Annotated in this window: 6 protein-coding genes; 3 read left to right on the top strand and 3 right to left on the bottom strand. The window is 71.0% G+C overall.

Translation table 11 applies throughout. The features are described from left to right. The first annotated feature begins 107 nt into the window (after positions 1–107). The 3 genes from fepD to CV_RS10970 are packed head-to-tail and all read left to right on the top strand — an operon-like array spanning position 108 to position 2,991. Entirely contained in the window at positions 108–1,118 is a 1,011-nt protein-coding gene (fepD, locus tag CV_RS10980; protein WP_052278808.1) for a Fe(3+)-siderophore ABC transporter permease, read from the top strand. Further along, positions 1,115–2,158, top strand: coding sequence for an iron-enterobactin ABC transporter permease (fepG, locus tag CV_RS10975; protein WP_011135782.1), 1,044 nt, complete (start codon positions 1,115–1,117; stop codon positions 2,156–2,158). The genes fepD and fepG overlap by 4 nt, the downstream gene beginning before the upstream one ends. Next, entirely contained in the window at positions 2,155–2,991 is an 837-nt protein-coding gene (locus CV_RS10970; protein WP_011135781.1) for an ABC transporter ATP-binding protein, read from the top strand. Before fepG ends, CV_RS10970 begins: the two co-directional genes overlap by 4 nt. A 66-nt stretch (positions 2,992–3,057) precedes the next feature. Here the strand turns inward: CV_RS10970 and CV_RS10965 are convergent, their stop codons facing one another. From CV_RS10965 to fes, 3 genes are all read right to left on the bottom strand, one after another. Beyond that, complete coding sequence (locus CV_RS10965) at positions 3,058–11,580, bottom strand: amino acid adenylation domain-containing protein (RefSeq protein ID WP_227590032.1); 8,523 nt, start codon at positions 11,578–11,580, stop codon at positions 3,058–3,060. A 104-nt stretch (positions 11,581–11,684) separates the two neighbouring features. Beyond that, the gene (locus CV_RS10960) at positions 11,685–11,897 is read right to left on the bottom strand and encodes an MbtH family protein (RefSeq protein ID WP_011135779.1); all 213 of its coding nucleotides are present in this window, start codon (positions 11,895–11,897) and stop codon (positions 11,685–11,687) included. Positions 11,898–11,969: 72 nt separating this feature from the next. Then, positions 11,970–13,274 (bottom strand): enterochelin esterase, encoded by a 1,305-nt coding sequence (gene fes / locus CV_RS10955; RefSeq protein ID WP_011135778.1) that lies wholly within the window; start codon positions 13,272–13,274, stop codon positions 11,970–11,972. Positions 13,275–13,294: the final 20 nt, after the last annotated feature.

The raw sequence follows: 13,294 nt of genomic DNA, 5'->3' as shown, positions 1-13,294 counted from the left end.
CATGCGCGCCGCAGGCTGAGATGACAAGCCGCGCCATGGGCCTGTCCCTTCATGTGACAGGCATGGTAACATCGGCAGTTGTTATTAGGAATCATTTTCATTTGATTATGCAGACAAGCTCCGTCTCCGGACGCCGCGCCGCCCTGTTGCTGGCCTGCCTGGCGCTGCTGGCCGTCGCCGCCACGCTGAGCCTGGTCCTGGGCGCCAAGCCGATTCCGCTCGCCACCGTCTGGAACAGCCTGCTGGGCCGCGACTACGGCCCGGACAGCGTGATCGTGCTGCAAGGCCGGCTGCCGCGCACGCTGCTGGGCCTGCTGGCCGGCGCGGCGCTGGGGCTGTCCGGCGCGCTGATCCAGGCGCTGACCCGCAATCCGCTGGCCGATCCCGGCGTGCTCGGCGTCAACGCCGGCGCCAGCTTCGCCATGGTGCTGGGCGTCGCCTTCCTTGCCGTGGACAGCCAAGGCGGCTACATGGCCTGCGCGGCGGCGGGCGCGCTGTGCGCGACGCTGCTGGTCTACCTCGTCGGCGCGCGCGGCCGCCGCGCCGATCCGCTGCGCATCGTGCTGGCAGGCGTCGCCGTCGGCGCGGTGCTGATGGGCCTGTCGGCCGCCATCACCCTGCTCGATCCCATCGCCTTCAACCGGCTGCGCTACTGGAACGCCGGCACGCTGGACGTGCGCGACATGTCCGCCGTCGCGCTGGCGGCGCCCGCCATCCTGGCCGGCGGCCTGCTGGCGCTGCTGCTGGCCCGCCCGTTGAACGCGATGGGCCTGGGCACCGACCTCGCGGTCAGCCTGGGCGGCCGTCCGCTGCTGATCCAGGGCGGAACCGTGGCCGCCGTCACGCTGCTGTCCGGCGCCAGTACCGCCGTCGCCGGGCCGATAGGCTTCGTCGGCCTGATGATTCCGCACGTCGCGCGCCGGCTGGGCGGCGCCGACCTGCGCTGGAGCCTGCCCTTCACCGCCCTGCTCGCCCCCATCTTGCTGCTGGCCTCCGACATCGCCGGCCGGCTGCTGACGCCGGGCGAGCTGCGCGTGTCCATCGTCACCGCCTTCATCGGCGCGCCGGCGCTGATCTGGCTGGCGCGCGGCCACGGCGGCGCGGGAGGCCGGACATGAAAGCGATGGCACTGCGACTGGGCCATCCCGACGGCCGCTTCAACCTCCGCCTGAGGCTGGACCGGTTGTGGCCTGGGCTGCTGCTGATGGCGGCCTGCGCCGCACTGGCGCTGATCAGCCTGCGCGCAGGCGCCTTGCACCTGAGCATCGAGCAGGTCTGGGCGGCCTTGCAAGGCCGCGGCAGCCGGCTGAACGTGGCGGTGGTGCAGCAATGGCGGCTGCCTCGGGTGGCGATGGCGCTGGCGATCGGCGCGGCGCTGGGCATGAGCGGCGCGATTTTCCAGTCCTTGCTGCGCAATCCGCTGGGCAGTCCCGACGTGGTGGGCTTCAACACCGGCGCCTACACCGGCGCGCTGCTGGTGATCACCACCATCGGCGGCAGCCATTTCCAGATCGCCGGCGGCGCGCTGGCCGGCGGCCTGGCCTCCGCCGCGCTGGTTTACCTGCTGGCATGGAAGCGCGGCGCGCACGGGCTCAGGCTGATCATCGTCGGCATCGCCGTCAGCGCCATGCTGAGCGCGCTCAACAGCTGGCTGCTGATCAACGCCAGTCTGGAATCGGCGATGAGCGCCGCCATCTGGGGCGCCGGCACGCTCAACGGCATGACCTGGAGCAAGGGCCTGCCCTCGGCGCTGTTCTGCCTGCTGGCCATGCTGGCGGCGATGGCGCTGAAGCCGCGGATGCGGCTCTTGGAAATGGGCGACGACTGCGCCTGCGCGCTGGGCGTGCCGGCCGAGCGCACCCGGCTGACGCTGATGGGCCTGGGCGTGGCGCTGATCGCCTCCGCCACCGCGGCCGCCGGGCCGATTTCCTTCATCGCGCTGGCCGCGCCGCAGATCGCCCAGCGCCTGCAGCGCGCGCGCGCCACCAGCCCGCTTACCGCCGCCTGGACCGGCGCGCTGCTGCTGTTGGCGGCCGACTACGCCGCGCAGCATCTGTTCTACCCGCGCCAACTGCCGGTTGGCGTCGTCACCATCTGCATCGGCGGCCTGTACCTGCTGTGGCTGCTGCTGCGCCAAACCGGAGGCGCGAAACCGTGACCACCCTGTCCTTCAAGCTCAGCCCCGCCGCCGTTGATTCCGCCGCGCCCGTTGCAGGACTGCCGCGTCTCTCCGGCGACAGCCTGCGGCTGGGCTACCGCGAACGTGTGATTTGCGAGCGGCTGGACCTGCGGATTCCCGACGGTTCCTTCACCGTCGTCATCGGCCCCAACGGCTGCGGCAAATCCACGCTGCTGCGCAGCCTCAGCCGCCTGCTCAAGCCGCTGGACGGCCAGGTGCGGCTGGACGGCCGCGACATCCACAGCCAGCCGGCCAAGACGGTGGCGCGCCAATTGGGCCTGCTGCCGCAAAGCGCCGTCGCGCCCGACGGCGTCACCGTGGCCGACCTGGTGGCGCGCGGCCGCTACCCGCACCAGGGCCTGCTGCGGCAATGGAGCCGCGACGACGAAGCCGCGGTCGACGAGGCGCTGAAAGCCACCGGCACCGCCGAACTGGCCGACCGGCTGGTGGACGAGCTGTCCGGCGGCCAGCGCCAGCGCGCCTGGGTGGCGATGGCGCTGGCCCAGCAGACGCCGCTGCTGCTTTTGGACGAACCCACCACCTACCTGGACATCGCCCACCAGATCGAACTCTTGGAGCTGTTCCGCACGCTCAACCGCGACGGCGGCCGCACGCTGGTGGCGGTGCTGCACGACATCAACCACGCCTGCCGCTACGCCACCCACCTGATCGCGATGAAAGACGGCCGCATCGTCGCCGAAGGCGCGCCGTCGCGCATCGTCAGCGCCGAGCTGATCGAGCAGGTATTCGGCCTGCCCTGCCTGATCATCGACGACCCGGTCAGCCATACGCCGATGGTAATTCCGCGCTGAACACGTCTTGCCGTCCCGCCATGAAAAATGGCCCCTCGCGGGGCCATTTTCATTTGCCGGGATCGATTACCCCAGGCTGTCCACCTCCTTCAAGATGCCGTCCAGCAAGGGCCCCAAGGTCTCCAGCGACTGCGGCGACACGATATCCTCGTGCGCGCAGTCGAGCTCATGGACGGTTAGGCCGGCCAGGTGCGGCCGCCAGGTTTCCCGCACGTCCATGCCATCGGGCAAGGTGCGGCGGGCGACGAACAGCGTGGCCTCGCCGTCGTAGCGCGGCGTGCGCGCTTGCGACAGCAGCCGCACCGCGTCCTGGTAGTTGGCGACGATGTGGCCGAACATCTCGGTTTTTTCGCGCCGCATGAAGGCGTCGGCGGCATCCTCGGTGGCGGACATGAACTGCTCCTGCTCGCGCGCCACTTCAGCCTTGGCTTCTTCCTCGGTCGGGCCGTTCCAGTCCTGGCCCTCCGGCGGATAGGTGTCGAGCAGGCCCAGGAAGGCCACCTCCTCGCCCTGCTGCCGCAGCTTGGCCGCCAGCGCCTGCGCCACCGTGCCGCCCAGCGAATAACCGATCAAATGGTATGGCCCTTGCGGCTGGATGCGGCGCAAATTGGCCAGATGGCGTTCGCACACCTCGTCCATGTCGGCGCAGCGGGCGATGGCGCCGTCCGGACGCGGCGACTGCAGGCCCACCAGCGCGAGGCCTGGCCGCAGATGGCGCGACAAGCCGCTGTACTGCCAAGCGAAGCCGGAGGCCGGGTGAATGCAGAACAGCGGCCGCCCCTTGCCGGCGCGCAACGGCAGCACCTCGCCGAAGCCGGCCAGCGCCGGGTCGGACATGAGGCCACTGTCGGACAGCACCGCCGCCAGCTTGGCCACCGTCGGCGAGCTCATGATCTGGCCGACCGACACCGGCAGCTTCAGTTCGCGGCGCAGCGCGGCCGCCAGCCGCATCGCCAGCAGCGAATGGCCGCCCAGCGCGAAGAAGTCGTCGTCGGCGCGCACCGCGTCGCGTTCCAATATTTCGGCGAACAGCGCGGCGATGCGGCTTTCCAGGCCTGGACGCGGCTCGCGGCCATCGGTCGGCGCCGCAGCCGACGGCTCCGGCAGCGCCTTGCGATCCAGCTTGCCGTTGGCGCTGAGCGGGAAGTCCGCCAGCCGCATCACCGCCACCGGCACCATATGAGCCGGCAAAACCTTGGCCAGCGCCGCGCGCAGCGTATCGGCATCAGGCGGGTTGTCCGGATCGGACGCGATCACGTAGCCGACCAACTGGCGGTTGTCGGCGCCGGCGGCGTGGGCCGCCTGGCCGCCCAGCGCGCGGGCATGGACCACCGCGCGGGCCACGCCCGGCTGCGAGAGCAGCGCCGCCTCGATCTCGCCCAGCTCGACGCGCTGGCCGCGTATCTTCAGCTGGTCGTCGCAGCGGCCCAGGTACTCGACGACGCCGTCCAGCAGCCAGCGCGCGATGTCGCCGGTGCGGTACATCCGTTCGCCGTCGGCGTACGGGTCGGCGATGAAGCGGCTGGCGGTCAGGTCCGGCCGGCCCAGATAGCCGTGGGCCAGTTGCACACCGCACAGATAGAGTTCGCCCGGCGCGCCGACCGGCACCGGCCGCAACGCGACGTCCAGAATGCGCAGCGCGGTGTTCCACACCGGCAGGCCGATGGGCACGCTGGCCGATTCCGGCGCCGGCTTGGCCGCCGGCTGGTAGCTGACGTCCACCGCCGCCTCGGTCGGGCCGTACAGATTGTGCAGCGGCGCGTCTATCAGGCCTGCATAGCCGTCGGCCAACTCGCGCGACAAGGCCTCCCCGCTGCAGAACACCCGGCGCAAGCTGGCCGTCTGGGCCGAACGCGCCGCCGCGTCTCCCTGCATGTGAGCCAGCAGCGCCGCCAGCATCGACGGGACGAAGTGCAAGGTGGTGACGCCGCGCGCGGCGATCAGTTCCAGCAGCGCCTCCGGATCGCGGTGGGCGTCCGGCGGCGCCATGAACAGCTTGGCGCCGACGATCAGCGGCCAGAAGAATTCCCACACCGACACGTCGAAGCTGCAAGGCGTCTTCTGCAGCACCACATCGTCCGCGCCCAGCCCGTACTCGTGCTGCATCCACAGCAGGCGGTTGACGATGGCGCGGTGCGAGACCAGTACGCCCTTGGGCCGGCCGGTGGAGCCGGAGGTGTACAGCAGATAGGCGGCGTGGTCCGGCGTCAGCGCCGGCGCGTCGAAGGCCTGCGGCTCGGCCGCCAGCTCGTCCTGCAGCAGCAGCGTGCCCATCGCGGCGAAGCGCGGCGCCAGCTCGGCGCAGGTGACGATCAACGCCGGCTTGGCGTCGGCCACCATATAGGCCAGCCGCTCGTCCGGGTAGCCGGTGTCCAGCGGCAGATAGGCGGCGCCGGCCTCTTGCGCCGCCATCAAGGCCAGGCTCAGATGCGCCGAGCGCGGCAAGGCCACGGCGACGATGTCGCCCGGCTTGACCCCGGCCTCTGCCAGCCGGCCGGCCAGATGGCCGACCTGGGCGCGGGTTTCGGCATAACTGAGGGCGCGCGCCTCGTCCAGCAGCGCCGGCGCGTCCGGCGTCCTGGCGGCCTGCGCCGCCAGCAGCGACGGCAGCGTGGCTTCCGGTATCGCCGCGGCGGTGGCGTTGACTTGCTCGATCAGCTCGCGCTCTGCGCCGGTCAGCGGGTTGAAGGCCGACCACGGCAGTTCCGGCTGATAAGCCAGATGCTCCAGCAGCGCCAACATGCGTTCGGCCAGTTGTTGCGGCTGCTTCACCAGGTTGCGGTACTCGATCAACAGGCGCAGCCCGTCGCCCGGCAGCGCCAGCACGGTCAGCGGATAGTGGGTATGGCCGCGATTGCGCAGCGCTGCGATGCGCGCGCCGTGGTAGTCGCGCGACTGCATGTCCTGGTCCGGGTAGTTTTCCACCACCAGCAGCGTGTCGAACAGCGTGGTCGCGCCGGCCAAGCGCTGGATTTCGCCCAGCCCGATGCCGTCATGCTCCAGCAAGCGGATCTGCCGCGCCTGAAGATCGGCCAGCTGCTCCCACAGCGGCGCGTCCGGCCGCAGGGCCACCCGCACCGGGATGGTGTTGCTGAACAGGCCGATATGCTCATCCACGCCGTCCACCGCGCTGAAGCGGCCCGACACCGGCGAGCCGAACACCACGTCGTTGCGGCCAGTCAGCACCGACAGCAGCGCGCCCCACATGCCCTGCAGCGCGGTGTTCAGCGTGAGGCCGCGTTCGCGGCAGCGCTCGGTCAGCGCGTCTTCCAGCGCTTGCGGCAGCACCAGTTCGAATTCCCGCACTTCCGGCGCGGCCGTCTGCTGGCCGAACAACAACGTCGGCTTGACGCCGTCCAGCGTCCGCAGCCACAGCTGGCGCGCCGGCGTCAGGTCGCGCGCCGCCAGCGCGCGCACCACGCTGGGGTAGTCGACGCGGATGGGCGGCAGCGTGTCCGGCCCGTCGCCATAGGCGGCGAGCAGATCGCGCAGCAGGATGGGCGTGGACCAACCATCGACAATCAAATGATGCGCGGTCAGGAACAGCGTGGACTGGCCGCCGTGACGCGCCAGCGTGGCCTGCAGCAGCGGACCGTCGCCGGGGCCGCCGACCGCAAAATCGCGGTCCAGTTCTTCCTGCTCCAGCGCCTGCAAGGCTTGCGTCTCGTCAGCGGTCGCCGCCAGCTCCAGCTCGCGCCACGGCCATTCAGGCAGAACAAGCGGCAGCAACTGCAGCGGCTCGGCCTGGGCCTCGCTGTCGAAGCCGGCAGCCAGCTGCGGGTGGCGGCGCAATACCGCCGCCAGCGACGCGCGCAGCCTGTCGGCATCCAGCGGTCCTTCGAAGGTGACGCGGGTGATGGAGTTGTACTTGCCGGCCGCCTCTCCCAGCTGGGCGTGGAACAGCAGGCCCTGCTGCAGCGGCAGCACCGGCAGCGCGGCGGCCAGGCGGCCGTGGCGGGCGCAAAGCGCCGCCAGCTCGGCGTCGGCCAACGGCGCGCCATTGCCGCTCCGCGTCTCGGCGGCCACCAAGGTGTCCGCCGCGGCCAACGGATCGCGTTCGGCCAGACGGGCCAGCGCGGCGATGGCGCTGTCCATCCGCTGTCCCAGACGGGCTATGGTGTCGGCGCCATACAGCGCGTAGGCCCAAGTCCAATTGACCGCCACGCGCGGCGCGGCGCCGGACTCGTCGATGAAGACATTGGCCTCCAGTCCGTACTGCAGCGGCAGGGCCGGATCGATGTCGACGGCGAAGGCGTCGGCGAAGCGGCCGCCGGCCGCCAACGGCGTCCATTCGCCGTCGCCGGACTGGAAGCGGCCCAGGTAGTTGAACAGCAGTGTCGGGCGGTTTTGCGCCTCCAGCGCGCCCAGCGCCGGGCCGTGCTCTTCGTCCAGATAACGCAGCACGCCGTAGCCGAGGCCGTGGTCCGGTATCGCCCGCATCACGCGCTTGACCGCGCGCAGCGCCGCCAAGGCCGCGGCGTCGCCGGCCGGCTGCGCCGACAGGTCGAACAGCGCCGGGTACTCGGCGGTCAGCCAGCCCACGGCGCGGCCCAGGTCGATGCCGTCGTCGCCGGCGTGGCGGCCGTGCGACTCCAGGCCGACGCGCAAGCGCCGCGCGTCGAATTCGCCGCGGCAGGCCAGCAGCAGCGCCGCCAGCAGGATTTCCTCCACCGTCGCGCGGCAAGCATTGGGCAGCCGCTGCAACAGCGCCGCGCTGGCCGCTTCGCCGAGCAGCGCGCGCTGGTGGCGGGCCGTCTCGTGGCGGTCGCGGACGGCGTCCAGCGCCTTGGCGCTCAGCGCGTCGGCCGGCTCGGCCAGCATGCCGCGCCACATCGCCAACTCGCCGCGGCGGGCCGGCGCCTGGGCCGCCAGCGTTTTCGCCCATTCGCGCAGGCCGAACTCCTCGCGCGGCAGCTGGGCGCGCTGCCCGGCCATCGCCGCTTCGCACGCGGCCTGCAGTTCCGGCAGCAGCGCGCGCCATGACACGCCGTCCACCGCCAGGTGGTGGATGGCCAGCAGCACGTGCTTGCCATCCGCGCCATCCCGCAAGGCCGCGTGCAGCATCACGCCGTCCGCTGGGTCCAACCGCGCGCAGGCGGTTTCGAACAGGCTGTCCGGCGTCGCGTCCGCGGCCGCCTCGATCAGCATGCGCGCGTCCAGCGCGGCCGGCGCGGCATCGATATGCAGCTGGCCGTCGGCAGCGCGGCTGCGCAAGGCGGAGTGGGCGCGCTGCAAGGCCAAGAGGCCGGCGGCCAGCTGCTCGGCACTCAGCGCCGCCGGCGCCTTCAGCCACACGCCCTGCACGAAGCGGCTGGCCATGCCGTATTGCTCGGCGAACCAGCTGACGATGGGCAGCTTGCCCACCGGGCCTGCCTTGTCGTCGGCCGCCGGATTGGCGGCGGCCAAGGGCTTCAGCGCCGCGGCCATGCCGGCTGGCGTGCGCTTGGCGAACACGTCGCGCGGACGCAGCAGGAAGCCGGCGCGGCGCAGCTCGGTGCCCAGGCTCATCGCCGAGATGCTGTCGCCGCCCAGCTGGAAGAAATCGTCGTCGGGGCCGGTCTGCTCCAGATTCAAGACTCTGGCCACCGCCGCGCACAGCAGGCGCTCGGCCTCGTTGGCCGGTTCGCGGCCAGAAGCGGCGTTCTGCGGCCGGATCGCCGGCAGCGCCTTGCGGTCTATCTTGCCGTTGATGTTGACCGGCCATTCCGGCAGCACCGCCAGCGCCGACGGCACCATGTAGTCGGGCAGCGTTTCCGCCAGCTGCGCCAACAGCGCGGCGGACAGCCCCGCCTCCTCATGGCGGCCGGCCTCGGCCATCGTGCAGTAGGCGATCAGGCGGTGGCTGCCGCCGACCGCTTCGGCCAGCGCCACGGCGGCGTTGACGCCGGGGAGGCTGGCCAGCGCGTGCTCGACCTCGCCCATCTCGATGCGGAAGCCGCGCACCTTGATCTGGTGGTCGACGCGGCCGATGAAATCCATCTGGCCATGGGCGTTCCAGCGCACCAGGTCGCCGGTGCGGTACATCAGCTCGCCGTCGCCGAAGGGGCTGGCGACGAAGCGCGACGCGGTCAGCGACGGGCGGTTCAGATACCCAAGTCCCAGGCCGTCGCCGGCCAGATACAACTCGCCGGCCACGCCTATCGCCACCGGACGCAGCGCGGCGTCCAGCACCAGCGCGCGGGTATTGGCCACCGGCCGGCCCACCACTGGCTCCTCGGCGATGGTCCCCGGCGCGCCCAGCGCGGAGATCGTGTATTCGGTCGGGCCGTAGAAATTATGGAAATGCAGCTGCGTGTAGCCGCGCATCTCCTTCCACAGCGCAGGCGGCACCGCCTCGCCGCCCACCATCACCATGCCGGGCTGCCAATGGCCGTCGTCCATCAGGCCGCAATCCAGCATCTGCCGCAGCAGCGACGGCGGCACGTCCATCTCGTCGATGCGCTCGCGGCGCACCAGCTCCACCAGCTGCTGGGCGTCGCGGCGCAATTCCTCGTCGCACAAATGCACTTCCTGGCCCATCAACAGCCAGAACAACTGCTCCAGCGCGCCGTCGAAGGACAGCGAGGCGGTCTGCATCGTGCGCACTCGGCGGCCCCGGCCGCGGACGAAGTCGCCGAACAGTCCAGTCTGCTGGCTCAGCAGCAGGTTGAGGAAGCTGGCGTGGGCGATCATCACGCCTTTCGGCTTCCCGGTGGAGCCGGAGGTGTAGATCATGTAGGCCAGCCGGTCGCCATTCAGCGGACGCAGCCGTTCCGCGTCGTCCAGCGGCTGGGCGGAGCGGGCGGCCAACCGCGCGCGGACCTCGCCATCATCCAGGCACAGCGCCGGCAGGTCCGGCAGCCGGCCGCAAACGTCGGAGCGGGTCAACAACAAGGCCGGCGCGGCGTCCTCGCACATCATCGCCAGCCGCTCGGGCGGATAATCCAGATCCAGCGGCAGGAAGGCGGCGCCGGCCGCCAGCGTGCCCAGTATCGACACCACGGTGTCGACGCTGCGCGGCACGGCGACGCCGACCACGCTGCCGTCGCCAATGCCGCGCGCCAGCAGTTCGCGCCCCAATTGCGCGACGCGGGCCGACAGCTCGCCATAGCTCAGCCGCTCGTCGCCGCAGACCAGCGCGGTTTCGTTTTCGCATTGCGCGGCGCTGGCCAGGAACACGTCCATCGCCGTGCGCACGCCGGCCGGCGCGTTGACGCGCGGACCGCGCGACCATTCGTCCAACGCGGCCTTCTCCGCGGCGCTATGCAATGGCGCGTCGCCCACCTTCGCGCCGCCGGCCAAAGCGGCGATGAAGCCGCGCAGCCGCCAGGCATGCCATTCCAGCTCCGCCGCGTCGTAGCGCGCCGGATTGGCGCTCAGCTCCACCACCAGCGCCTCGCCCTGCTGCCAGATGCCGAATTCGATGTCTTCGACCGGCCCCACCGCCAGTGGCAGCGTGACGCCTTCCACCTCGCCCAACCGCAGCGACTGGTCATAGATCTTCAGGTTCAACGTCGCGCCGTACAGCGCGCGGCGCGATCCGACCATGCCGCTGTCGCGCTGGATCTGCTCGGCGTCGTAACGCTCGCGGCGCCGCGCTTGCTTCAATTCGTCGGCCAGCCGCCGCGCGAGCGTAGCCAGATCGTCGCCGTCGCTGACATCCAGCGCCACCGGCAGCACATTCACCACCGGCCCGGTCGCGCGCAGCGCCGCCGACCCCATCCGCCGCATGAAGGGCATGCCCATCGCCACCCGCGCTTTGCCCGTCATCTTCGCCAGATAGGCGAAAGCGGCAGCCATGGCCAGTTGCGGCGCGCCCAAGCCGGCAGCCAGGCCGCCCAGCGCCCGCGCGTCGCCGCCGATCAATTCAAACCGCCGGCGCAGCACATCGACATTGGCCGCGCCGTCGCCGGCCAGCGCGTCGCGCGCCGACAAGGTGGACGGCGGCGGCAACGCGGCGGCGTAGCCGCGCCAAAACGCGCGGTCTTCCTCGCAGCGCGGGCTGGCCAGGTAGGCCTCGCGCTCGGCCGCCACCGCGGCGAAAGAGACGAACGGCGACGGCGGCGGCGCTTCGCCGCGGCCCAAGGCCTGGTAAATGTCGGCGATGCGGCGGGTCAACGCGGCGAAGCTGTAGCCGTCCACGCAAACATGGTGGTAGCGCTGATACCAGAACCAGCGCTCGCCGGCGCCGCCCGCCAGCTTGAACAGGCGGTGCAGGTACAGCGGACGCTCGCCGTCGGCCGCCAGCCCGGCGGCCAGATCGTCGCGCATCCACTGGCGCGCGCGCGCTTCCGGATCGGACTCGGCGCTCAGATCCTGGATGCCGGCAAGAGGCAGATCCTCGGCGCGCAGTCCCCGCGGCAAGCGCAAGACCGGGCCATCCGGCGTTTCCAGATAATGGCCAACGACAGTGTCGGCCTCGGCCAGGCCCAAACGGATGGACTGGCGCAGCCGCTCGGCGTCTATGGCGCCGTCCAGTGCTACGCAGTGGGCGACGGTGTAGGTGTTTTTCTGTTCGGCGATCTGGTCCGCTAGCCAGATGCCCAGTTGCGAGCCGGACAGCGGCAGCTCGCGCTCGACGGCGGAGGGATTGGTTTCAATGCTCAACACGATGCTTCCCCGAAAGCGGGTAATCGGAACGACCGGCGCGCGGCCGGCCGCGCCCAGGCCTGCGGCGTGGGCGGGACGATGAAGAAAATGATGAAGCGGCGGCTTCAGCCGCTGCGCAGCGCGCGCGGCCGGATATCGGTCCAGTTGGCGTCGAGATAGGAAACGCACGCGGCGCGGCCATCGGGCCCGAACACCGCGCGCCAACCCGCCGGCGTCGGCAACTGCGACGGCCACAGGCTGTGCTGGTCCTGGCGGTTTACCAGGACGAGAAAGGAAAGGCTTTCGTCATCGAAAGGATTGGTTTGCTCCGCGCTCATGGCGAACACTCCAGCAAGGCGAGCCGGCCTGCAGGCGGGCCTGGCCCGCCTTCGGACGATTCTGGTTTGTTTTTAGGGGGCGACCCAAGGCCGCCACAGACAGCCCAGCCCCTGCAACAAACCGCCGCGCCAGCACAGCCAGTCGTGCCCGCCCTCGAACACCCGGTAATGCACGTCGTGCCCCGCGCGTTCCAGCGCCGCGCGGTGGCTGTCGTTGACATCCACCATCACCTCTTCGCGGCTGCCCACCTCCTGGTACACGCGCAGCCGTCCGGGCGGCATCTCGCCCGCCTCCAGCCGCTCGGTCAGGCGCCCCTTGCTGCCCGGCAGGCGGCGGGCGCTCGCCGCGCGCGCCCTTTCATGCAACTCCACATGCGGCCACCAGAACGAGCCGGACTGGCTGAGCACGCAGCCGAAGCGCTCCGGCCACTGCAAGCCGGCGAACATCGCCGCCAGGCCGCCATAGCTCTGCCCTGCCACCACGGTGCGGTCGGCGCGGTCGCTGAACGGGGCGATCAAGGCCGCCTGCGGCAGCAGTTCCGCCTGCAATGCCAGCCAGAAATCGGCATTGCAGGGCAGGTCCTCCTCACGGTTGCGGCCGTCGATGCTGTCCACCAACAGATATACCGCGGGCGGCAAGCGGCCGCGGCGGGTGTCTTCGTCCAGCGCGGAAAACACTGGCAGGCGCTGCGCCCAGTGCTGGCCATCCAACAGGATGGCCAGCGGCCGCTCCGCCCATTGTCCGGCCGGCACGGAGCCGGTGTGGTAAATCCAGACCCGGCGCGCCTTGCCCAGCATGGCGCTGTCCCAGCAGATCTCGGCCAAGCGGCGCGGATCCGCCCCCTGCCCGGCCTGGTCCCATGCCGCCCAGGCGGACTGGTCCGGCGCGTCGGGCAGATGCAGCGGCGACAGCGCCGCGCCCCAGCTGCTGCGGTAGCCGGCGGCGGGGTTGAGCGGATCGGAGATGGCCTGTCCCATGATGCTTAGCCACCACTCGCGATGGCGCAGCCGGCTCTCGCGGACGTCTGCGTTCGGCGCGGGCGGCGTCTGCCCGGCCGACACCGGGATATAGGCGTAGCTGCCGCGCCAGTCGGCAGGCAGCACGGCCTGCCACCACCAGACATCGGTATCGCCCAGGCGGGACAGCGACTGCGGCTGCGAACTGTGATGATCGGTGACGGAGTTCACATCGGCGTACACGCGGACCGTGGCCGAAGCGGCGGGCCCGCCCGCCGGATCGCGCCACAGGAAGGTCACGCGCACGCGTCCATCCGGCAGCCGCTCGCGCAGCGGCGCGCCCGCGGCGGCCAGCCGGTCCCACCATTGCGGCTCACCCGCCTCCGGGTGTTGCAGCCAGGCCGCACTCGCTACAGCCAACTGATTTGATTCCACAATTC

Source organism: Chromobacterium violaceum ATCC 12472 (genome assembly GCF_000007705.1).
Taxonomy (GTDB): Bacteria; Pseudomonadota; Gammaproteobacteria; order Burkholderiales; family Chromobacteriaceae; genus Chromobacterium; species Chromobacterium violaceum.
The sequence above is the reverse complement of the archived record's forward strand: the minus strand, read 5'-3'. Positions and strand labels throughout refer to the sequence as shown.

Coding starts and splice junctions, on each gene's coding strand:
- fepD (WP_052278808.1), top strand. CDS start 108: ATGCAGACAAGCTCCGTCTCCGGACGCCGCGCCGCCCTGTTGCTGGCC.
- fepG (WP_011135782.1), top strand. CDS start 1,115: ATGAAAGCGATGGCACTGCGACTGGGCCATCCCGACGGCCGCTTCAAC.
- CV_RS10960 (WP_011135779.1), bottom strand. CDS start 11,897: ATGAGCGCGGAGCAAACCAATCCTTTCGATGACGAAAGCCTTTCCTTT.